The 21,793-nt window shown below is 51.2% G+C and carries 16 protein-coding genes and 1 pseudogene; 11 read left to right on the top strand and 6 right to left on the bottom strand.

The window, feature by feature from the left end; translation table 11 throughout:
* Positions 1-100: 100 nt before the first annotated feature.
* Both J2T37_RS05290 and efeB read left to right on the top strand, forming a co-directional pair.
* Positions 101-430 (top strand): energy transducer TonB, encoded by a 330-nt coding sequence (locus J2T37_RS05290; RefSeq protein WP_253354312.1) that lies wholly within the window; start codon positions 101-103, stop codon positions 428-430.
* Between the two features lie 87 nt (positions 431-517).
* Positions 518-1,780 (top strand): annotated as a pseudogene (efeB, locus tag J2T37_RS05285) (iron uptake transporter deferrochelatase/peroxidase subunit); the annotation flags it as partial.
* A gap of 343 nt (positions 1,781-2,123) precedes the next feature.
* Here efeB and J2T37_RS05280 read toward each other — a convergent pair.
* Positions 2,124-2,528, bottom strand: coding sequence for a helix-turn-helix domain-containing protein (locus J2T37_RS05280; protein WP_253354311.1), 405 nt, complete (start codon positions 2,526-2,528; stop codon positions 2,124-2,126).
* A gap of 137 nt (positions 2,529-2,665) precedes the next feature.
* On the opposite strand from J2T37_RS05280, the gene J2T37_RS05275 reads away from it, so the two are divergent.
* From J2T37_RS05275 to J2T37_RS05265, 3 genes are all read left to right on the top strand, one after another.
* Positions 2,666-3,769 (top strand): hypothetical protein, encoded by a 1,104-nt coding sequence (locus tag J2T37_RS05275; protein ID WP_253354309.1) that lies wholly within the window; start codon positions 2,666-2,668, stop codon positions 3,767-3,769.
* Positions 3,770-3,789: 20 nt separating this feature from the next.
* On the top strand, positions 3,790-4,107 hold the full coding sequence (locus J2T37_RS05270; RefSeq protein ID WP_253354307.1) for a hypothetical protein: 318 nt from the start codon (positions 3,790-3,792) through the stop codon (positions 4,105-4,107).
* Positions 4,108-4,187: 80 nt separating this feature from the next.
* The gene (locus J2T37_RS05265; protein ID WP_253354305.1) at positions 4,188-4,919 is read left to right on the top strand and encodes a hypothetical protein; all 732 of its coding nucleotides are present in this window, start codon (positions 4,188-4,190) and stop codon (positions 4,917-4,919) included.
* A gap of 199 nt (positions 4,920-5,118) precedes the next feature.
* On the opposite strand, the gene J2T37_RS05260 is transcribed toward J2T37_RS05265, so the two are convergent.
* Positions 5,119-5,367 carry a BolA family protein gene (locus tag J2T37_RS05260; protein ID WP_253354303.1) on the bottom strand — a complete coding sequence of 83 codons (249 nt, stop codon included), beginning with the start codon at positions 5,365-5,367 and terminating at the stop codon, positions 5,119-5,121.
* A 193-nt stretch (positions 5,368-5,560) separates the two neighbouring features.
* On the opposite strand from J2T37_RS05260, the gene J2T37_RS05255 reads away from it, so the two are divergent.
* Positions 5,561-6,502 carry a dihydroorotate oxidase gene (locus J2T37_RS05255; protein WP_253354301.1) on the top strand — a complete coding sequence of 314 codons (942 nt, stop codon included), beginning with the start codon at positions 5,561-5,563 and terminating at the stop codon, positions 6,500-6,502.
* 1,325 nt (positions 6,503-7,827) lie between these two features.
* Here J2T37_RS05255 and mutS read toward each other — a convergent pair.
* Positions 7,828-10,413 carry a DNA mismatch repair protein MutS gene (gene mutS, locus J2T37_RS05250; RefSeq protein ID WP_253354299.1) on the bottom strand — a complete coding sequence of 862 codons (2,586 nt, stop codon included), beginning with the start codon at positions 10,411-10,413 and terminating at the stop codon, positions 7,828-7,830.
* A 194-nt stretch (positions 10,414-10,607) separates the two neighbouring features.
* Between mutS and J2T37_RS05245 the strand changes: the two genes are divergently transcribed.
* Genes J2T37_RS05245 through J2T37_RS05235 form a run of 3 tightly spaced genes read left to right on the top strand, consistent with a single transcriptional unit; the run spans position 10,608 to position 15,989 of the window.
* Positions 10,608-13,844: a DUF4011 domain-containing protein gene (locus tag J2T37_RS05245; protein WP_253354297.1), complete on the top strand. Its 3,237-nt coding sequence runs from the start codon at positions 10,608-10,610 to the stop codon at positions 13,842-13,844.
* A 5-nt stretch (positions 13,845-13,849) separates the two neighbouring features.
* A complete protein-coding gene (locus J2T37_RS05240; RefSeq protein ID WP_253354295.1) occupies positions 13,850-14,515 on the top strand; it encodes an AAA domain-containing protein in 666 nt (221 codons plus the stop codon).
* Entirely contained in the window at positions 14,436-15,989 is a 1,554-nt protein-coding gene (locus tag J2T37_RS05235; protein WP_253354293.1) for an AAA domain-containing protein, read from the top strand. Before J2T37_RS05240 ends, J2T37_RS05235 begins: the two co-directional genes overlap by 80 nt.
* Before the next feature lie 119 nt (positions 15,990-16,108).
* Here J2T37_RS05235 and J2T37_RS05230 read toward each other — a convergent pair whose 3' ends face one another.
* The 3 genes from J2T37_RS05230 to J2T37_RS05220 all read right to left on the bottom strand — a co-directional run bounded on the left by J2T37_RS05230 (position 16,109) and on the right by J2T37_RS05220 (position 19,066).
* Positions 16,109-17,737, bottom strand: coding sequence for a phosphoethanolamine transferase (locus tag J2T37_RS05230; RefSeq protein WP_253354291.1), 1,629 nt, complete (start codon positions 17,735-17,737; stop codon positions 16,109-16,111).
* A gap of 537 nt (positions 17,738-18,274) precedes the next feature.
* Positions 18,275-18,802, bottom strand: a complete 528-nt coding sequence (locus tag J2T37_RS05225; protein ID WP_253354289.1) for a PepSY domain-containing protein — start codon at positions 18,800-18,802, stop codon at positions 18,275-18,277.
* A 48-nt stretch (positions 18,803-18,850) separates the two neighbouring features.
* A complete protein-coding gene (locus J2T37_RS05220) occupies positions 18,851-19,066 on the bottom strand; it encodes a hypothetical protein (RefSeq protein ID WP_253354287.1) in 216 nt (71 codons plus the stop codon).
* Positions 19,067-19,544: 478 nt separating this feature from the next.
* Here J2T37_RS05220 and J2T37_RS05215 point away from each other — a divergent pair, with 478 nt between their 5' ends.
* Both J2T37_RS05215 and J2T37_RS05210 read left to right on the top strand, forming a co-directional pair.
* Complete coding sequence (locus J2T37_RS05215; RefSeq protein WP_253354285.1) at positions 19,545-20,207, top strand: response regulator; 663 nt, start codon at positions 19,545-19,547, stop codon at positions 20,205-20,207.
* 186 nt (positions 20,208-20,393) lie between these two features.
* Entirely contained in the window at positions 20,394-21,770 is a 1,377-nt protein-coding gene (locus tag J2T37_RS05210) for an ATP-binding protein (RefSeq protein ID WP_253354283.1), read from the top strand.
* The last annotated feature ends 23 nt before the right edge of the window (positions 21,771-21,793 follow it).

Below are 21,793 nucleotides of genomic sequence, written 5' to 3'. Positions count from 1 at the left end.
CATCCGCTTTTCATTTGACCTACCCTCAGCACCATAAACACAAACTTTCAGACGGCCTCAAGTACCGCCAAACATCAAGAATCCATAAGAGGGGAATCTGATGATTCGTTTGCAATATATCCTTGCCGTATTTTTGCTCTGTCTGACGGTGTACCCCGCCCGCGCCTCAGACAACCCGCCCATCGGCTGGCTGCCTAAGGCGCAATACCCGCCGCATTCCGTCCATTTGCGCGAACAGGGCGTTGCCAGGGTGAGGATTTATCAGGACGAAAACGGAAACATAGAAGCAACGTTGATTAAAAGCAGCGGCTACCCGCGTTTGGACGAAGCCGCGCTGAAAGCCGCCCGCCGAGCGAAATTAAAACCGACAATCCAAGATGGAAAAATTATTCCGAAAGCCGTTAATGTTCCCTTTCGCTTTAAATTATAAACACAACATTCAGGCCGTCTGAAAATCCGTTGTCCGCATACAAACACACACGCGCCCATTGATTCCCACAAAGAAAAGAGCTCAACCATGTCTGCCAACCCTACCCCCACCCAACCTGCCAAACGCACCCTGTTCAAAACCGCCCTCGCCCTCGGCGCCGGCAGCGTATTGGCCGGACACCTCAGCGGCTGCTCCGCGCAAAAAAACGCCGCGCCGCCATCTGAAAACCACTCCGATTTCGCCTACCCCTGCTACGGTGCCCACCAAGCGGGGATTACCACGCCGCACCAGCTTTTCGGCATTATGTGCGCCTTTGATGTCGTCGGCAGCAGCGCCAAAGATTTGGAAAACCTGTTGCGCACCCTTACCGCACGCATTGAGTTCCTTACCCAAGGCGGCGAATACCAAGACAGCAGCGACAAACTACCGCCCGCCGGCAGCGGCATCGTCGGCAAAACCTTCAAACCCGACGGCCTCACCATAACCTTGTCCGTCGGCAACAGCCTGTTTGACAGCCGTTTCGGGCTAGCGGAGAAAAAACCGCGCCACTTGCAGGAAATGCGCGATTTTCCCAACGACAAACTGCAAAAAGACTGGTGCGACGGCGACCTCAGCCTCCAATTTTGCGCCTTCTCGCCCGAAACCTGCCAAGCCGCGCTGCGCGATATTCTGAAACACACCGCCCAAAGCGCCATCATCCGCTGGAGCATAGACGGCTTTCTGCCCAAGCCCGAACCCGACGCCCTTGCCTCGCGCAACCTCTTAGGCTACCGCGACGGCTCGGGCAATCCCGATGTATCCGACCCCAAAACCGCCGACCAAGTCTTATGGACAGGCGTCGCCACCAACAGCCGAGACGAACCGGCCTGGGCGAAAAACGGCAGCTACCAAGCCGTGCGCCTCATCCGCCATTTCGTCGAATTTTGGGACAGAACGCCGCTGCAAGAGCAAGACACCATTTTCGGGCGCAAAAAATACAGCGGCGCCCCGCTTGACGGCCAAAAAGAAAGCGACACCGCCGATTACGCCAAAGACCCCGACGGCAAAATCACCCCCAAAGACAGCCATATGCGTCTGGCCAACCCGCGCGACCCCGAATTTATGCAGAAACACCTGCTCTACCGCCGCGCCTTCAACTACTCGCGCGGCCTGTCCAAAGCCGGACAACTCGATGTCGGCCTGATTTTCATCTGCTATCAAGCCAATCTTGCCGACGGCTTTATCTTCGTGCAAAACCTGCTCAACGGCGAACCGCTGGAAGAATACATTTCCCCCTTCGGCGGCGGCTATTTCTTTGTGTTACCCGGTTTTGAAAAAGGCGGATTCTTGGGACAGGGGCTGCTGGGTCTATACAAAAAAAACCGCCTGCTTGAAACAGCAGGCGGAAAACGGATGTTTTTTTGTTTGCGGTAAGTTTTTATTGACTGAAATACATCAGCAAGGCTAAGATAACCCTACGGTCGATGACGACCGCCAATCGAAACTTACCTAGTTGCAGTAGGAGTTTCATACTGACTACCTCCTTTCTAGGGAGGTTTGGCATGACAGCCCCGTCGCAACCGGGGCTGTTTTGCTACCTGGCTCCGCCGCTGATTATACCGAAAACTATGCCGTTATCAATTAAAATGCCGTCTGAAAACCCATGATTTTCAGACGGCATTTTGTATCTATCTTACCACGCCGGAGCGCCGGTTTATTTCGTTTTCAACGTATGCAGCAATTCGTTTAAGGTCTGAATCTGCTGCCGCTGCTGCTCGATAAAACTGTTTTTCTCCGCCAACATCACCTGCAAATAACCGGCCTGTTGTTTTAATTTCTCAATTTCAAAAATATATTGCTCTTGCGAAGCATAATAATTGGAAGCATTGGTACTGTTTTCAATATTCAGATACACCATATTTTTATCCAGCGAGAGCAAGTCCACCACATCCATCCCAAATACACCCGCAATCTGCTCCAACTTGTCCATCTGCACGCCCACCTCCCCGCGCTCGATTTTGGCATAGCCGTTGACCGACATCTGCAACTGCTCGGCCATATTCTCCTGCGAGAAATTTTTCAGTTCGCGAATCTTACGGATTTTTTCATGAACTTTCATCAGGCTTCCTTGTGGGTTGGTGTTATCCATATCGGTAGTTGATGTTGCCGTTTTCGGGCTAAGTTTATCATCATAAACCGCGCCGATGAATGCCTTTATCGGATATTTTGTGATGGCTATGACAACAACGGATGGAAATGTCTAAGAAACTGCTTATTTTACTGGGGACTCTGCTGGCGATTTCGCTCAGCCTGTTTGTTTTTAACCAACTATATCAAGATGCACTGCCCAAGCTGGCTGAAGAAATCAACAACAGTGCCATCGGTGCGATTCTGACCGCCATCGTGACCGTTTTTCTGCTGCAAGGCCAGACCGCCAGAGAAGAAAACCGCGATAAAAACCTGAAAGTATTTGAGAAAAAACAGGAGGTGTATCACGAATTTTTAGAACGCCTCAAAGACATCGTAGAAGACGGCCGCGTAACCATTGCAGTCGGTAAGGAGCCTGTGGAAACGGTAGATGAGTTGAAAGAGCTGTTGTTCCAGCTCTCTTACATTCAAATGCACAGCAGCGAAGCCAATACCCAAGCCGTGTTCCAGCGCGTAACCAACATCATCAAAAAAATGAATGAATTTTCCACTGCCGGTACGGACAAAAGCCGCTTGGTGGCCGGATTTTATGCCGATTTTGCAGAAGAGCTGTTTGAAATCGTCAAAGTATTGAAAAACGATTTGTACGAAGTGTCCAGCAATCCGATTCCGAAAAGCAGCGTGCAAGCCTTATTGCAGCAGTGCGATTTGTATGTGGAAGGCGAGGAGCTGTCTTTATACGACAAGCATGTGTATTTCTGGACGGAGCTGCAACGCCTGCTGAAAGCCAAAGGCTATGAGTTTAAAGAGATGGACGTGCCGCATGTGGTCGGCCAATATCAGGCCTCTTCCCAATATATCGGCATCAGCATACCGGTTTACACCTTAGCCGGCGGGCAAAAACTGGATTTCAGCATCGAACTGATGCGTTCGGCTTTTTATTACGGCTTTGACCGCCCCGAACCCAAAATGGAAATCGCCGGTGTCATCGAAACCATTCAAGAGAGCAGCGGCAATAAATTTGCGACTACCCCGTATTGGTTCGGCTGGAAACACGGCGACCGCTATCAATTGAAATTCTTCCAAGACAACGAAGCCCTCAACGATTTCAACCATCCGCAAAAACGCAAGCTGATTATGGAAGCCATTGCCAACGAAATGGATACCTATATCCAAAACTTCGTGGCTTTGGCCGAGCAAAAAGGCCTTTAATCTGACAGAAAGGAAACATCATGCCCGACATCGAATTAAGCGGCGACTGGGTGTGCGACGGCGAAGAATTGAAGCCGCGACACGGCGCACGGTTAAGCAATACATGGATTTTTGACGGAAAAGAGCTGAAACCGAAACAAGGTGCTCGGTTAGCGACCACTTGGGTTTTCGACGGCGAAGAACTGAAACCGAAACAAGGGGCACGACTGGCCAATACTTGGGTTGTCAGTGGCGGAAAAATCAAACCGAAGATGAATGCGCGTTTGGCCAATACCTATAATCTGAACGGCGAACCGATTTTGGTGGCGTTCGGGCAGTTGGTTCTGGAGCTTTGGTAGATTCAAACCGGACATGCCGTCTGAAAACAGCAGCTTTTCAGACGGCATCGCATTCAATAAAAAAAGAAAAGGATGAAAACATGGACATCAAACAACAATACGGCTGGCTGCTGGATTTTACCGGCTGCGACGGCGGCAATATCGGTTCGCCCGAAAATCCCTCGATTTGGGTCTGCGGCATCGAATGGGGCGGCGGTCATGATGCGGACAGTTTGCGCAAAATGGTGGCAACGCCTTACGACGATACGACTGATTTCGGCTATGATGATTGGACAACCAACATAAAATATCCGTATAATGTCCGCACCTGTAAACTGTTGTCTGCGCTCAATGGCGGGCAAACCGGCGATTACCGCGAATTTGCCGAAAAAGTACAGCCGTTTGTTAATGGTTCGCCATCGCCTTATTTCAGAATGAATCTGTATCCGATTGCATTCAAAAATACCGATCCCAACCGATGGAATGCAGAGTTTGCCGATATTACCGGCTTCAGAGACAAAAGCGCATATGCAGATTTCTGCCGCAAATACCGCTTCGCCGAAATGCACCGATGGATGGAAACCTACCGTCCGCGCCTGATTATCTGCTTCGGCAGAACCTTTGAGAAGGACTTCAATCTGGCCTTTTCAGACGGCCTCAATAACTTCAATCAAGAAACCATAGGCGACCGCGTATTGAAATGGAAGCGCAATGAAAACGGTACGCTGCTGGCCGTATTGCCGTTCCCGTCAGGGCCAAGCGGTTTGAACAGCGACCACACCATGCAGCTGTTTGGCGAGCGTTTGGCCGAATTGCTGCGGGAAACGGTATAAGGCTGCAATCGGTAGGGTGCAATAGGCGGTACGCCGTATTGCACCGGTTAGCGGGTGTCGGCATAACTGCAAGCACCAAATATCCGCTAACCGGTACGTTACGCCGCTTGGGGCGGCTAACGTACCCTACCGCTGTTGTAAAATGCCGTCTGAAAATCAATGATTTTCAGACGGCATTTTAAATGGTTCAAATCCAACTTTACGACTGCTTGGCCGCCCATTCTTCCGGCGTGGCGGCGGCGGAAATCGACAGCGCGTGCAGCTCGTTGCTTTCCAGCTGCGCCTTGAGGCCGTCTTTAATCAGGCGGTGGCGGGCGAGACGGGGTTTGCCTGCAAATTCGGAGGAGACGATGACGGCGAAAAAGTGATGGCCGTCGCCTTCTACTTCGACATGTTCGCATTGGGCAACGCCTTCAATCATGGCTTTGACTTGTTCGGGGGTGAGCATGGAGGTTCCTTGTGTTGAATCGAATATAAACGTGATTATACCGAATTATCGGGCAGGCCGTCTGAAAACGGATGGCGGCAGTATCTGCGACGGCGTGATAAATCCGCGCTACTTTGCGCTTCATCAGAACACGGCCGCCGCTTCGGGCGTAAAATTATGTGGTTTACCAATTTTAAAGTAAGAGGCATACCGCATGATTTCCACCGCCACCACCCTTGCCGGTTTCCGTTTTGATAATTGTATTATGAATGCAGCCGGCGTTTATGATATGTCTGCCGAGGATTTGGACGCCATGCAGCAGTCGGCTGCGGCCAGCTTTGTTACCAAATCGGCCACGGTCGTGCCGCGTGCGGGCAATCCCGAGCCGCGTTACCGCGATACCGAGTTGGGCAGCATTAATTCGATGGGTCTGCCCAACCACGGCCTGACTTATTATTTGGACTATGTCTCCCAAGCGCAAAAGGATTTCCCAGGCAAAACCTATTTCGTGTCGCTGACCGGTTTTAATGTGGATGAGGATTTGCAGCTTTTAAAAGAAGTGCAGCAATCTGATTTTAAAGGCATTGTCGAGCTGAACCTCTCCTGCCCGAATGTGCCGGGCAAACCGCAAACCGGCTATGATTTCGAGACGGTGGATAAGATTTTAGATGCGGTATTTGCGCACTATACCGCCCCCTTGGGCATTAAAATGCCGCCGTATTTCGATTTGATTCATTTCGACCAAATCGCGGCGATTCTCAACAAATATCCGCTCGCTTACGTCAATTCGGTCAACAGCATCGGCAACGGCCTGTGCGTGGATATTGACAGCGAAAGCGTGTTGATTAAGCCGAAAAACGGCTTCGGCGGCATTGGCGGCGCGTATCTGAAACCGACTGCGCTGGCAAATGTCTTTGCTTTCCGCCAACGCCTGAATCCGGAAATCCAAATCATCGGCACCGGAGGCGTGTTGACCGGTCAGGATGTATTCGAGCATATTTTGTGCGGCGCGGATATGGTGCAGGTGGGTACGCTGCTGCACCAGCAGGGCACGGGCGTGTTTGCCAAGCTGACCGAGGAATTGAAAGCCGTTATGCAAGCCAAAGGCTACAACAGCATTGATGAATTTAAAGGCAAATTGAAAACGCTGGATTGATTTTTTAAGTTGATAAGCAAAAGGCCGTCTGAAAAAATATTCAGACGGCCTTCTTGTATCCGGTATGGTTATCGTGCCGTTTTATTCGGCGACTTCGCTCATGTTTTGCGCAACGCTGGTTGCGCTTGCGGTCAAACCTGACATACCGATCAGGGACGCTGCGGCCAGTTTCATCAAGTTTTTCATGGTGTTCTCTTTTCTTTGGGATTTCGTTTGCTGTATGCAACAGCCTGCTTTATTCGGCAGCTTCAGTCATGTTTTGCGCAACGCTGGTCGCTCCGGCAGTCAGACCGGACAGACCAATCAGAGAAGCTGCGGCCAGTTTCATCATGTTTTTCATGGGGCGCTCCTTTCGTTTCAATGATTCAATTTCAACAGTATCAAATGGGCTTATTCGGCGGCTTCGGCCATATTTTGCGCCACGGTAGTCGCACTGACGGTCAAACCAGACAAGCCTATTAAAGAGGCGGCGGCCAATGTCATCAGATTTTTCATGATTTTTTCCTTTTTAAGGGTTTTTAAACTATAGTTTGTTTGGTTATGAATTATTGGTTGGCGGCTTCGGCCATGTTTTGCGCAATAATTGCAGTAGAAGCGTTTACGCCCGACAGACCAATCAAAGAAGCCGCAGCCATCGTCATCAGTTTTTTCATGTTTGTTTCCTTTTAAATGAAATGTTGTTTTCTAACATTTTGCTTTTCAGTGGCGGGATTGCCTTGCTGACGGAATCCATGATACTGCTTTATTTGCTAATTTATACTCCGTTTTTGCAAATAAACAGCCTGTAAAAATGATTCAAACAAGCTGATTTGTTATGAAATGTTTTATTTCGTAAATGACACCGGTGTCTGCTTAAATGACATCGGTGTCTTTATTACAGGTTTGTTACAAGCGGCAAATTTTGTCGGATTTGAGCTGATTTTTGCGCTGCTTTTTTGTTGCATTTTTACAAAATTAAAATTTTATTCATATTTTTCAATAAATTAATTATTACCTGATTGCTGTATTTTAAAAGGACATTAGCGCTTGTTTATTGTTTCCCTCTTCAAAACCGCCTTTGTTGCCTTTAGCTGCAAAAAGGCCGTCTGAAACCGGATAACAGTTTCAGACGGCCTGCGATGATTGATATGGTGAGATAAGTGAAAAACCAAACCGTGTAGGTTGTTGGGATGAAATCCCAACGGGCGTTTAGGCAAATATTGGGTTTACAACCCAACCTACACCATATCTATGGTTTGGTTTCCAATTAACCGTACGATAAGAATGACATTCCCTTAAATCAATGGTGGGCAACGAGTTACCACCCTACACGGTGACCAATACGCTTACGCCAACCCTTTCAATTTATACAGCCAATCCAAAGCCTCACGCGGGGTCAGCTCGTCGGGATGGATGTCGGCCAGCATAGCCGATACCGGATTGGGTGCGGCGGATTCGGTGATAGTGGCTTCGCTGTCTGCGTCTTCCCCATCTTCCGATTCGGCCGGCGTTTCAGACGGCATGGTGCTGAAAATATCCAACTGCGGCTGTTGCGCGGCAGCGGCAGCTTCGAGTTCGCCCAAGTGTTTCTGCGCCGATTTGAGCGCACGGGCGGGCAGACCGGCGAGTTTGGCCACGGCAATGCCATAGCTTTTGCTGGCAGGGCCGGGCTGGATTTGGTGCAGAAACACAATATCCTGCCCCTGCTCCAGCGCGCTCAAATGCATATTGACGGCGGCGGCATACTGCTCGGGCAGGCGCGTGAGCTCGAAATAATGGGTGGCGAAGAGGCTGAAGGATTGGTTTTTCTGCAATAAATGCTCGGCAATCGCCTGCGCCAGCGCGAGGCCGTCGAAGGTGGAGGTGCCACGCCCGACTTCGTCCATCAACACCAGCGATTGCGCCGTGGCGTGGTGCAGGATATAGGCGGTTTCGCTCATTTCCACCATAAAGGTGGAGCGGTTGGAGGCCAAGTCGTCGCTGGCGCCGATACGGGTGAAAATCTGGTCGATGGGGCCGATTTTGGCGGCGGCGGCGGGCACGAAGCTGCCGGTGTGCGCCAGCAGGGTAATCAGCGCGACTTGGCGCATATAGGTCGATTTACCGCCCATGTTCGGGCCGGTGAGCAACATGAGGCGGTGTTTGTGGTCAAACGCCGTATTGTTGGCGGTAAAGTGGCGCACCTGCCGCTCCACCACGGGATGACGGCCGTCTGAAATTTCCAACACCGGATAATCGGCAAACTCGGGGCGCACAAAGCCGCGTTCGGCGGCAATAGCGGCAAACGCGGCCAATACGTCCAGCGCGGCTGCGGCTTTGGCGGCCTGTTGCAGCTGCGGCAAGGCCGTCTGAAGCTGTTTCAAAATGTCGTCAAACAGGCGTTTTTCCAGCGCCAGCGCCTGCTCTTGCGCGGTCAATACTTTATCTTCAAAAGCTTTTAATTCGGGTGTGATGAAGCGTTCGGCGTTTTTCAGGGTCTGGCGGCGCTGGTAGCCGGCGGGGGCTTGTTCGGCTTGGATTTTGGATAATTCGATATAAAAACCGTGTACGCGGTTGAACTCAACCTTTAAGGTGGACAAGCCGGTGCGCTCGCGTTCGCGCGCCTCCAGCGCCAGCAGAAACTCATCGCCGTGGTTTTGGATATGGCGCAACTCGTCCAATTCGGCGTTGAAACCGTGATTGATGACCCCGCCGTCGCGCAGCCACACCGCCGGTTCGGGCAGAATCGCGGCCTGTAATTGCTCGGCAATCGGCAAGGTGGCGGGGAACACGTCTTGCAAAGTCTGCAACAGGCTGCTGCCCTCTGCGGACAACTCAAGCCGCGCCAGTGCCTGCAAGCTGTCGCGCAACGCCGCCAAGTCGCGCGGGCGGGCGTTGCCCACCGCAATCCGCGCAGCAATGCGCTCGATGTCGGCAATGTTTTTCAGACGGCCTTGCAGCATTTCGTATTGATTTTGCAAGGCCGCTACCGCCTCTTGCCGCGCACGGATTTTGTCGCGGCTGCGCAAAGGATGATGCAGCCACAAAGCCAGCAGGCGGCTGCCCATATGCGTGGTGCAGTCGTCTAATACGGAAAACAGCGTCGGCGCTTTTTTGCCGCTCAAGGTCTGGGTCAGCTCCAAATTGCGCCGCGTGGCCGCGTCCATAGCGATGTATTGGCTTTCGGTTTCCAAAGACAGGCCGTCGAGGTGTTGCGGCAGCAGGTTTTGCGTGAGGCGGATGTAGTTGAGCAGTGCCCCCGCCGCGCCGATTGCTAGGTCATGCTCCTTCATCTCCAAGCCGAAGCCGCGCAAATCTTGGCAGCCGAAATAATCGGTCAGGAGTTTGGCTCCGGTATCCGCGTCAAACTGCCACGCATTCAGGCGCGTGATGTTCGCCCCCGTCAGCGGTGGCGCGTTTTTGCCGTCGGCCAGCAAAATTTCCGCCGCCTGCAAACGCGCCAGTTCGTCGGCCAGCTTTTCAGACGGCACAATTTTGCTTTTAAACTCGCCGCTCTGCAAAGAAGCCCATGCCAAACCAACCTGCTTTTTATCCGCATTCACCGCCACAATGCGGTTGGTTTCCTTGTCTTCCAAAAAAGCCGAATCGGTGAGCGTGCCCGGCGTGACAATGCGTACCACCTTGCGCTCGACCGGCCCTTTGCCAGCGCCGACCTCACCCACCTGCTCGCAAATCGCCACGCTTCTACCCATTTTCACCAGCCGCGCCAGATACTGCTCGGCCGAGTGATACGGCACGCCCGCCATCTTAATCGGCTCGCCCGCCACCTGCCCGCGCGTGGTCAGGGTAATGTCGAGCAGCTTGGCCGCCTCCACCGCGTCATCAAAAAACAGCTCGTAAAAATCGCCCATGCGGTAAAACAGGAGCTTGTCGGCGTGTTCGGCTTTGATGGCGAGATACTGCTGCATCATCGGGGAAACGGGTTTGGACATTCAGACGGCCTTTTAGGGATTCGGTTGGACTAAGAAAGGTATTGTAGCAAAACAGCAAATAAAACACAGGATTTGATATACTGCAATTTCATGCCACAACAATTTTAATGACATAGCAATGGAAAACATTACTCCCCCCTCCCCCCCCCCCCGCATTTGCATTTGATTCATTAGCAAACGTGCGCAAGCGTTTGTTGGATTTGTCCACCAGAAACGCTCTGCTCAGTTATCGTGCACCCAAAGGGAAAAGCCTGCCGCTTTTTGATGCCGCGCCTAATCAAATTGTGGAAATACTCAATCAGAACCAAACACTGTCACTTAATCCCGTCCCCATGCCGTCTGAAGAGCAGATGCATGAACACGGGTTCATGGGTTCAAGAGAAGAAAATTCTGAAAACAAACGTTTCCCCTCTGCTGAAAAATGGGCGGAAATTCTAGGCTTGAACTTAAATCCTGAATTGCCGCATCAATCCGGTGACGACAAACCGTTACTGCAAACGAATTTATACGCGCATTCCTTAGAACCGCAGCTAAAAAACATCCGCGCCCAAGCAAACTCCGCTATTGAAGAAACCGGTGTCAATACCCTGTATTTGGCTTTAGGTTTTTTAGAATGGAGAGAAACATCAACCGGCAAAGCGCGACTTGCTCCGCTTTTTACGCTCCCTGTTGCCATTATTGAAAAAGACGGAATAAAAGACGGCCATAAAATTTATGCCGTCAAATTGGAAGGCGACGAGATTTTCAGTAATGTGACGCTACACGAAAAACTAGCCCATGATTTCGGCTTATCCTTACCGCTTATCGGTGAAAACCAGTTACCGGAGAATTATTTCAGCCAAGTCGAGCAGGTTATCAAAGAGGCTCAGCCGAAGTGGAAAGTCAAACGCCAGGCCTACTTAGCCTTGCTGAACTTTTCCAAACAGGCCATGTATCAGGATTTAGACCCCAAAAACTGGCCGGAGCACGCTTCTCTGGAATCTCATCCGCTGATTAAACAGCTGTTTGCAGTTTCCGGAAAGGAGCGTAGCGAAAAGGTTACCCGCCCAGAAGAGTATCAGCTGGATGAAATGCCTGATATCCATACAAAATTTCCGATTATTTATGATGCAGACAGCTCGCAACACAGTGCATTGATTGATGCCGTTGAAGGGAAAAATCTGGTTATCGAAGGCCCTCCGGGTACCGGCAAATCCCAAACCATCACCAATCTGATTGCAGCCTGCCTAAACGTCGGTAAATCCGTGCTGTTTGTGGCAGAAAAAATGGCAGCACTCGACGTGGTGAAAACCCGCTTGGATAAAGCGGGCTTGGGCGATTTCTGCCTGGAAATCCACAGTCACAAAACCGATAAAAAGAAAATCCTGGATGATTTGACCAACAGCTATCAGAAACGCGGCGCGTATCACGACATCCGACAGATTCAGGAAAATATCAACCGCTACGAAGCATATAAAACTCCATTGCAAGACTATGTCACTCTGGTTAACCAGACATGGAAACAAACCGGCGCAAGCATTCACGCCATTCTGAACCGCGCAGTACGGTTCAGAAATGAACTGCCGGTTCAGCTACCGGCGGTTTCATTGAAACTTTCAGACAGCATTGAGTTAAATACCCATCAAATCAAAAACCTGGAAGACAAGGTAAAACTTTTGCACGATATTTTTGTGCAGGTGTCCCAACAGTCGCCCAACGGCCATATCACCGAACACTACTGGTATGGTGTCGGCAAACCGTCTTTTTTTGATTACGAAGAGCAACAATTTGTCGCTCGGTTAAAAGAGTGGAATCAAGCCCTAGAGAATTTACACCAAATGTGCCAAACCTGGCAGGAGGCCTTCGGCACACCTTTGGATTTTGCCCTGACCGAAGATAATTTAAAAAATCTGCAAATCCGATTACACGCATTGCCTGAATTGCGGGGCGATGAAGTGATAACGGCAGATTTGCTGCACCCCGAGCACCTGCAACAGCTATCCGCATTTATCCAAACCTACTGCGGCGCACATAACAAACTGGCCTCAGTTCAATCAATTTTTAAAACCGAAACCCTCGACATGCCGGAGCGCCATCTCGACATTATCCGACTCCTTGAGCAAATTTCTAAAATTTGCAGCAACCCGCAAATCAGTATTGAAGATTTGGCAGCCGCCCACCAATATGCCCAAAAAACTCAGCAGGCTATATCGGTTTTGGAAGATGAGTTAGACAAAATCAGAAACGGTACTCCGGCCAATCTGCTCCATCTGTTTGATAACCGACTCGACAGCTTTCACGAATTATCCGTATTTGTCGGGTTGATTGAGCAATTACCCAGCCATTTATGGCAGCACCGCGATGAGGTATTCGACAGCCCGGATTTAGACTCGGTATTGTCCCAGCTCGTCGGTGTCTTTAAAACACTAACGCCGTTGCACCAAAAATTATCATCTGCTTTCCATTTGGGCAGCCTGCCGGATGCAGTTGACTTACAAAACCATTTGTCGGTTTTGGAAAACGGGGGATTTTTTAAACTTTTCTCCTTCGAATGGCATGCATCTAAAAATGCAGTAATCAGCCTGGCTCGGCAAACCAAACCCCGTATTAAACATTTACAGGCAGCCCTGCCCGACTTGATTAGCTATAAACAGCAATTAGATGAAGCCGACCGCATCAACAAAATGACACCAGTATTAAATCAGCGTTATCAGGGCGCGGAAACACCTATTGAGCAGATTCAAGCATTGCGCTCTTGGTATCAGGCTGTCCGTAAAGAATACGGTTCAGGTTTTGGCGATAGGGTTCGCACAGGTTCGGCGCTGTTTACGGTAGAGCGTGATTTGGCCTATGCGATTCGGGATACTTACCACCAAGTATTACACCGTCTGGATAAAACTGTTTCAGACGGCCTTTCCCATGTTTGCGCCACTTTCGATAAAGTACACAACTTGGTTGATAGAAAGCAAAATTTAGCCGATACCGAAGCACCGCTGCAACAGCTTATTGCGCAGTTAACCCTTATTTTGTCAGCACTAGGTCACCATATTGCCGATGGCAAACATACCATCGCAAAAATTACCGAAGCAAATCAGGTATTGAAACAGGCTGAACAACTGAACCAATCTTTGCGCCAATACCCTGTAGATTTCATTCCTGAAGTTTGGACATTCCCACCAACATTCAGCCACTTTAATACAGAGTCCGTACAAGCTGCGCAAAATACCTTGTCTACTTTAAACAGCGCAAGCAAAACCGCCAATTGCATGGATGCATTGGCGAAATCTCCAAGCACCAGAACTTACGACCTGTTACGCAGTTGGGGCTATCGGTTTGGTAAGGTATTGGCAAATGCTGAAACAACAGGCGCAGACTTTCTACATCAAGGAGAGGTAGATAAAGCTGCTTGGATAAATGGAAAAGATTTATCGGGCATATTGGAAAAAATCTGACTGCCATGATGAACCCCTTGTGGCTGCATACTTGGACAGATTATGTCAAAACCAAACAACAACTGTCCGCTGCCGGATTGGAAAACATCATCAGTTGCTTAGAAAGCCAGCAAATCCAGCCTGAACAATTAAATCAATCTATCGGCCTAGCCATCTATGGCCGCTTGGCGCTCGATATTTTTGCCGAAAATGCAAAAATCCGGGATTTCAACGGTGTCGGCCATCAGGCGGTGATTAACCAATTCCAAACTTACGATAAGGAGTTAATGAAGTTTCAGCGGCAGAAAATTGCTTTTAACGCCTCACAGAAAAAAGTGCCTCAGGGTATCAGCAGCGGCCCTGTTGCCCAATATACGGAATATTCATTGGTTAAACACGAACACACTAAGAAAAAGAAGCATATTGCCATCCGACAACTGCTTGACCGTGCGCCGAAAGCCATTCAAGCGCTCAAACCATGCTTTATGATGAGTCCGATGTCGGTTGCGCAATACCTGAAGCCCGGCCATTTTCAATTTGACGTGATTGTTATGGATGAGGCATCGCAAATCCTGCCCGAAGATGCCATCGGTGCATTGGCTCGTAGCGCACATGACGGTTCGTGCGCCATTATTGTCGGCGACCCGAAACAATTACCGCCAACCAGTTTTTTTCCAATCTTCCTACAATAATGAAGGAGATGAAGAAAATGAAGTTGCGGTTGAACAAGCAGAAAGCATTTTGGATTCGGTCAGCAGCCACGATGCATTCCGTACCCGCCGTTTGCGGTGGCATTACCGTTCCCGCCACGAATCCTTGATTGCTTTCTCCAACAAACATTTTTATGATTCTGATTTGGTACTGTTTCCTTCGCCGATGGAAAAAGCCGATGACTTGGGCATTCGCTTTACCAAAGTAAACGGCTGCTTTGAAAACAGCAGAAACGTTGCCGAAGCACAAGCGATTGTCAGAAAAGCGCTTGAAATCTTAGCAACATCACCGGATGAATCTATCGGCATGGTTGCCATGAACAGCCAGCAGCGTGATGAAATCGAAATGCAGTTTGAGCAGCAGTTGCGAGAATATCCACATTTGCAGGATTTGGTTGACGAGAAAGCCAAAACCGATCCGGTTTTCATCAAAAACCTGGAAAACGTACAGGGCGACGAGCGCAATGTTATTTTAATTTCCATGACCTACGGCCCTCAAACGATTGGAGGAAAAGTTCGTCAGAACTTTGGCCCAATCAATAGGGCAGACGGTTGGCGGCGCTTAAACGTCTTATTTACCCGTGCCAAAAAGCGGATGCATATTTTCTCTTCCATGAGTTCATGGGATGTTCTTGTTTCCGAAACAAGCAGTCGCGGAGTAAAGGCATTAAACGCATTTTTAGAATATTGCGAATGCGGCCATTTGCATCAGGCGGTCATTACCGGAAAAGCGCCGGACAGTGATTTTGAAATTGCCGTAATCAATGCCTTAGCAAAACACGGCTATCAATGCGAGCCGCAAGTCGGCGTTAATGGTTTCTTCTTGGATATTGCCGTCCGCAACCCGAACAGACCGCAGCAATTCTTGATTGGCGTGGAATGCGATGGCGCTACCTACCACTCCGCAAAATCGGCACGCGACCGCGACCGCTTGCGCCAAGAAATTTTAGAAGGTTTGGGATGGGAAATTCATCGGATTTGGTCAACAGACTGGTTTAAAAATCCTGAAGCGGCATTAATGCCGATACTGAACCGGTTAGAGGTATTAAAACAGAAATATCCCTGTCAAGAGGGCAACGATGATACGTCTCCGCCGCAAGAGAACAGCCCTGTCGAACCTGTGGAAATGGTCAATCTAGGGCTTGATCTTAATCAGGTAGAACCTGAAAATTTTTCTTCCGAACAGGATAATGATGAAATAGCATCCGAGCCTATTGAGCCTAAAAACTTGAAAGAGCATTTGCAAATATTGGCTGCCCGAATTGAAGTAGAACATCCTGATGTTCCGGCAGAACGACGTATCCTAAGGCCTGCCATGATTGAGGTGCTCATCCATTCGCGTCCGACATCGCGGGAAGCATTTTTATCCCGCATACCGGCATATTTACGGGAAAATATCGCTTCCTCGGAAGGCGCGTATTTAGATGAGATTTTCAGGTTGATTGCAAGATTTTAATTTTCTAGGCAACAAAGGCCGTCTGAAAATAAATCAAATTTTGAAATTCGGATACAATCCGATTCATTAGCATATGATTTATTTTTCAGACGGCCATCATTTATGTAGCTCAAATTTCGTTACACCGCCGCGCTGCGGCAGGCGGCAAACATGTCCTGCTGCGCCTGATACTCTTTTGTCCCTACGTTCATCACACCCAAAACGGAGTGGAACAGGTTGTCCTGCGAATACGCGCCGGCGGCGTGTTGGCGCAGGCAGTTTTTATCCATGCCGCTGCTGCGGTAGAAGCCGGAATCAGCCCAAAACACCATCGGCACATGCGTTTGCTCTTTGGGCGCAACCACATACGGCGTGGCGTGCAGATAGAGGCCGTTTTCGCCCAGCGATTCGCCGTGGTCGCTCAGATACAGCATGGCGGTGTCGGCGTCCTGCTCTTCGTTTAACAATTTGATGGTTTGCGCCAGCATGTCGTCCACCGCCACGATGGTGTTGTTGTAGGTGTTGACCAAGGCTTGGTGCGAACAATCTTGGATTTGGTTGGTGTCGCAGGTCGGCGTAAATTTGCGCAGGTTTTGCGGGTAACGCTGGTAATAGGTCGGGCCGTGGCTGCCGTTGGTGTGCAGCACAATCACGCCGTCTGAAGGCATGGCGCGGATTTCTTCGTGCAGGCCGTCAAGCAAAACTGCGTCGTAACACAGGCTGCCGTGGCAGCGCGGGTCGCTTTTGCCCAGTTTTTCGCCCATATCAACGTATTGCACGCGGTCGGCCACGCCTTTGCTGCCGCCGTCGTTTTCGCGCCACGACACATATAATCCGGCGCGTTTTAAGATGTCTAACAGGTTTTCCTGATGTTTGGCGGTATTGGTGCTGTAATCGGTGCGGTTGTAACGGAAAAACATACACGGCAGGGAAACATTGGTGGCTGTGCCGCAGGATTGGACTTCGGGATAATTAATCACGCCGTCGGTATTTTTCAGCTGCGGCGTGGTGTCGGGCGCACCCGGGTTCAGCCCCCAGTTTTGCGCACGGGTGGTTTCACCCACCACCAAGACCAAGACTTTTTTGCGCGCGCCCTGCTGCGCCAGCAACACCGCGTCTTCGCCGATTTTTTCAAACGGGCGGCACTCGTCGTAGGCGTTGTAGAGGGCTTTGAAACCGGAACCGATAAAATTGGTCGGCGTGATTTGGTAATGTATGCCCTTATTGTTGCGGAAAAACGAGGCGTAATGCTGGTACGACAGCGAGCCGACGGCGGCAATCACCACCAAAGACAAACCGGCGGAAAAACCGCGCCATGCCGTGCCGTGCACCACGCCGCGCGGTTTGAGTTTCACGCAAAACGCATACCACAGCGCGGGCAATATGCCGGTCAAGCATACCCACAACACGCATTTCATGCTCAACCACGCCGCCGCTTCGGTGGCGTCAGTCTGCACAATATTGTTAATCTGGTCGGCGTTGAAATAAATACCCTGCACCATCACCGCATACGACACGCCCGCTCCGGCCATAAGCAACAGCGGTATCAAGACGCGGTGCAGCTTAGGCCAAAACAAAAGCTGCATAATCAAATTGAGCGCGGCCACGATAAACAGCGGCATGGTGACCATCAGCATGGTATCCGTGTGTGCCAAGCGGTACACGCTCTGCCAATAGCCGATATTGAACACCAGCGCGGTATAGAGGCTGAACAGCATAATCACTTGGTTGCTGCTGAGGGTAACGGATAAGCGTTTGAACATCATCATTTCCTGAAGATTGGTAATCTGCAGGCATGATAAAAGGGGAAACTTAAGGCAATCTTAAGCATGGGCAGGCAGGTATCGAAACGGGGGCAAAGGCCGCCTGAAAACGAGCTTTGCGAGCTTCAGCGAAGCTAAAACGAGCTTTGCGCGTTTGTGCGGAGCTAAAACAGTCGGTTTTCGTAAAATCGCAAACGCGTAGAGTAAGCCAAAAAAAGGCCGTCTGAAAAATCTTCAGACGGCATGCTAGGGTCTGTTGACAATTCATCCGCGAAGCAGATTTTCGAGTGAAAAAGCGCGGATGCAAGGCAAAAAGCGCAGCAAGGTTGGACACCTTGCGAGCATTTTTAACGCAGCAGGCGCGTTTTTTCGCCGAAAAGACGCCGCGTGATGAAATGTCAACAGATCCTAAACCATTGGATAGCTGGAAAAATGAAAATGAAAAAATCTCTGCTTACCCGCCGGACTCGGACTCATCCGGCGGGCATGGGCTTGCTCTGTTCGATAGGCGTTCCTTTCATTCAAAAAGGTCGAATCAGACCCTTAATCATTGTCGATTTGGGAAGAAATCACGCTGCCGTTGGCGGCGTTGACGGCAACTTCGTATTTCTGTTTGGCGGCGTTGACGGTTTCCACTTTATATACCGTTTGACCGTTTTTCGCTTTCAACTCGGTCTTTTTCGCGCGGCCACCGGTTTTGGCTTCGGCTGCGGCGATGGCTTGTTGCAGCGATACGCCGGTTTTCGCTTGCGCTTTGCTTTCGCTTTCGGTTTTCTGCGCCAGAATTTTGCCGCTGGCGGCATCTACCTTGATTTCGTGCGTTTTCCCGCCCGATAAGACCTCTACTTCGTAATAGCTTTGGCCGTTTTTGTGTTTGAAGCCCACTTCGGCGGCTTGGCCGTTGACGCTCCCCTGCGCGGCTTGCACGGCTTGGGCGGCGGTGATTTTGCTGCCCATCAGCGCGGCGATTTTGCTGCTGTCGGCGCCGGAAGCAGCATGGACGTTGAAGCTGGCGACGGCAATCGTCATCAATACGGCGGCGGAAGTGATGATTTTACCGGTGATTTTCATGGTACATTCCTCTAAGAAAAATAAAACAATCGTTTTTTTAATGCGGGTTTAATGTGGATTTCTAACGGCAACCTGTAAGCCGTGAAAAGTAGTGTAACTTCTCTCTGCCGCCCGCCAGCGGCTGGCGCGATGTTTTGCGGCATAAGCGCGGTATTCATCCTGCTTGGGCGCTTGCGCCAGCCGCCGATACCAACGGTAAACCAGATACACAGCCAGCGCTGCGGCGGTGACGGCGGCGGTCAATATTTTGCGCAATATCTTCATCAAACAGTCCTAACTGTCGCCCGGTTTACAAAAACCAGTGCAGCAGGCCGCCGAATTTGGCGATTTCGTCATCCTGCGGTTTGGCGGCGGCGGTTGCGATGGCCGGTTCATCGGATTCGGCCTGCGCGGTTTCAATCATCTGCACCTACGCCACTTGCGCTAAGTTCACTTCGCCTTCGTCGGCATACGCGGAAAAGCTGGTGGCCAAACCGGCGGCGGCAATCAACATGGCTAATTTGTCGGTGGTTTTCATCTCGGTTTCCTTTGTGGGTTTGTTTCGTTGGGTGTATTTAAACAAAGCAAACTTAAGTCAATCTTAATTTCCCACATCTGCCGATATTTATTTTCAAGCCATTGAATTTTAAAGAAACAAATTAGAAAAATATTTTCAGGCCGTCTGAAAAACGCTTCAGACGGCCTAATAGAAACCAGTTATAATCCGCCCTATCTTAAGCAATCTTCCGATAAGGCAAACGACATGCGTATCCTGCTGATTGAAGACGACCCGCACATCGGCGACGGCATCGCCAGCGGCCTGAAAAAGCTCGGCATGGCCGCCGACTGGTTTTCAGACGGCCTCGAGGGGCAGGCCGCGCTGACGGCAGCGCCTTACGACGCGGTGGTGTTGGATTTTGGCTTGCCGGGTATGGACGGCATGGACATCCTGCGCCATTGGCGCAAACAGGGCTTGGAAACGCCGGTGTTGGTCTTGACCGCACGCGACGCGCTGCCCGACCGTTTGGCCGGACTCAACGGCGGTGCGGATGATTATTTGTGCAAACCGTTTGCGCTGGAAGAAGTGGCGGCGCGCCTGAATGCGCTGGTGCGCCGCACGCAAGGCCGAGCCGACAGCAGCATAAGCTACGGCGCTCTGGTACTCGACACCGCCGCGCAAACCGCCACCTTGCACGGCCGGCCTTTGGATTTGACCGCCAAAGAATGGCGGCTGTTGGAAATGCTGGTGTCGCAGCCGAAACACATCATCAGCCGCGCCCAAATCGAAGACAAGCTCTACGGCTGGGAGCAGGAAGTGGAAAGCAACGCGGTGGAGGTGCATATCCACCACCTGCGCAAAAAAATCGGCAGCGGCGTGATTCAAACCAAGCGCGGCTTGGGCTATCAGCTGGGGGAAATGCCGTAAAAATGACCTTGCCTAGAGTGTGGCGCAGCCACGCACGCGTTTTCTTTTTTCAGACGGCCGGCAGCGTAACTTGGGTTGGAAACCCAATATTTTCTAAATTCCTGTTGGGATTTCATCCCAAACTACACCGTTCGCCATATCTCGCCATCATGCCGTCTGAAATCCCGTTTCCACAAAGCCGACATCATGTACCACCTCAACCTCCCGCCCGAAACCTCCATCAAAAAACGGCTGACCGTTTATCTGATACTGTGTGTCCTGTTTGTCTGGATACCGGCCAGCCTGGTTGCCTTCGGCATTGAGTTGCACGAACTCAACGAAGCAGCCGATACCCAAATGACCCAGCTTTCCCGCTCCGTGCCCAAAGTCAATGCGGCGCAGACCCTGCTGCTGCCCACCATCGAAGACGCGCTAGGCGAAGACAATATCGGCGAGGCAGAAAACAAAAACAACGGCCTTGCCGTGTGGGACATCACCGGCAAACTGCTGCTGGCCGACGAATACGGCAAAAACATTCCGTTTCAGACGACCCCCGGCTTTGTCAACAGCGGCTCACCGTGGCAGAGCGACAGTTGGCGCATTCTCTATCTGCACCTGCCCGAAACCGGCCAAACCGTCGCCGTCTCGCAGCGCTGGCGCGAACGGCTGGCCGTATTGACCGGCAGCCTGATGACCGAGCTGATTTCCTATTTTCTGACCCTGCCGCTGATGGCATGGGTGGGCTACCTCGCCATCAACCGCAGCCTGCGTCCGCTCAACCGCATGGCCGCCGAACTCGGCAGCCGCCGCGCCGATAACCTCACGCCCGTATCCGCCGCCGTGCCGCAGGAAATCCAACCCGTCGTACACAGCCTCAACCGCCTGTTTGAACGCGTATCCGCCGCCATCGCGCGCGAGCAGCGTTTCACCGCCGATGCCGCCCACGAATTGCGCAGCCCGCTGGCCGCGCTGAAAGTGCAAACCGATGTTTTGGCGATGAGCGAACCCGACGAGCAGCCGCACCACCTCGCGCAAATCCACCAAAGCCTAGACCGCGCCGAACACCTGATTAACCAGCTCCTCGCGCTGGCACGGCTTGACCCCGCCCAATCCCTGCAACGGCGCGAAGCGATAGACTGGGCAGGATTGAGCGGCCAAGTATTGCAACACGTCAACCTTGCCGCCCGCGAAAAACACATCCGCCTCAAGCGCGAAATCGCCGACCATCCGCTGCCACTCTCGGGCGATCCCGCGCTCTTGCAGCTCATGCTGCGCAATCTGTTGGACAACGCCGTGCGCTACTCGCCCGAACACAGCGAAGTGAGCCTGCACATCTATGCCGACAAAATCGAAGTGCACGACCACGGCGCCGGTATCGCCGCCGAACACCTGCCGCGCATTAAAGAACGCTTCTACCGCCCCGCCGGACAAAACGCGCAAGGCAGCGGGCTGGGGCTGTCGATTGTGGAACAAATCGCTAAGTTACACGGCTTGGCGTTCCACTTGGAAAACCGCGCCGAAGGCGGCCTGAGCGCGTGGTTGGTGGCAGAAGAAAAAAAACGGGTAAGGCTTAAGGCCGTCTGAAAACCATTTTTGCTTCGCAGAAA

The sequence above is a fragment of the Neisseria perflava genome (genome assembly GCF_024170405.1).
In the GTDB taxonomy this organism is placed as follows: Bacteria; Pseudomonadota; Gammaproteobacteria; order Burkholderiales; family Neisseriaceae; genus Neisseria; species Neisseria perflava_B.
The sequence above is the reverse complement of the archived record's forward strand: the minus strand, read 5'-3'. Positions and strand labels throughout refer to the sequence as shown.

Bases quoted from the DNA above. Each gene is read 5' to 3' on its own strand.
- J2T37_RS05290 (WP_253354312.1), top strand. From the start codon at position 101: ATGATTCGTTTGCAATATATCCTTGCCGTATTTTTGCTCTGTCTGACG.
- J2T37_RS05280 (WP_253354311.1), bottom strand. From the start codon at position 2,528: ATGAAAGTTCATGAAAAAATCCGTAAGATTCGCGAACTGAAAAATTTC.
- J2T37_RS05255 (WP_253354301.1), top strand. From the start codon at position 5,561: ATGATTTCCACCGCCACCACCCTTGCCGGTTTCCGTTTTGATAATTGT.
- J2T37_RS05265 (WP_253354305.1), top strand. From the start codon at position 4,188: ATGGACATCAAACAACAATACGGCTGGCTGCTGGATTTTACCGGCTGC.
- J2T37_RS05235 (WP_253354293.1), top strand. From the start codon at position 14,436: ATGACGGTTCGTGCGCCATTATTGTCGGCGACCCGAAACAATTACCGC.
- mutS (WP_253354299.1), bottom strand. From the start codon at position 10,413: ATGTCCAAACCCGTTTCCCCGATGATGCAGCAGTATCTCGCCATCAAA.
- J2T37_RS05210 (WP_253354283.1), top strand. From the start codon at position 20,394: ATGTACCACCTCAACCTCCCGCCCGAAACCTCCATCAAAAAACGGCTG.
- J2T37_RS05270 (WP_253354307.1), top strand. From the start codon at position 3,790: ATGCCCGACATCGAATTAAGCGGCGACTGGGTGTGCGACGGCGAAGAA.
- J2T37_RS05260 (WP_253354303.1), bottom strand. From the start codon at position 5,367: ATGCTCACCCCCGAACAAGTCAAAGCCATGATTGAAGGCGTTGCCCAA.
- J2T37_RS05220 (WP_253354287.1), bottom strand. From the start codon at position 19,066: ATGAAGATATTGCGCAAAATATTGACCGCCGCCGTCACCGCCGCAGCG.
- J2T37_RS05240 (WP_253354295.1), top strand. From the start codon at position 13,850: ATGATGAACCCCTTGTGGCTGCATACTTGGACAGATTATGTCAAAACC.
- J2T37_RS05215 (WP_253354285.1), top strand. From the start codon at position 19,545: ATGCGTATCCTGCTGATTGAAGACGACCCGCACATCGGCGACGGCATC.
- J2T37_RS05225 (WP_253354289.1), bottom strand. From the start codon at position 18,802: ATGAAAATCACCGGTAAAATCATCACTTCCGCCGCCGTATTGATGACG.
- J2T37_RS05275 (WP_253354309.1), top strand. From the start codon at position 2,666: ATGTCTAAGAAACTGCTTATTTTACTGGGGACTCTGCTGGCGATTTCG.
- J2T37_RS05230 (WP_253354291.1), bottom strand. From the start codon at position 17,737: ATGATGATGTTCAAACGCTTATCCGTTACCCTCAGCAGCAACCAAGTG.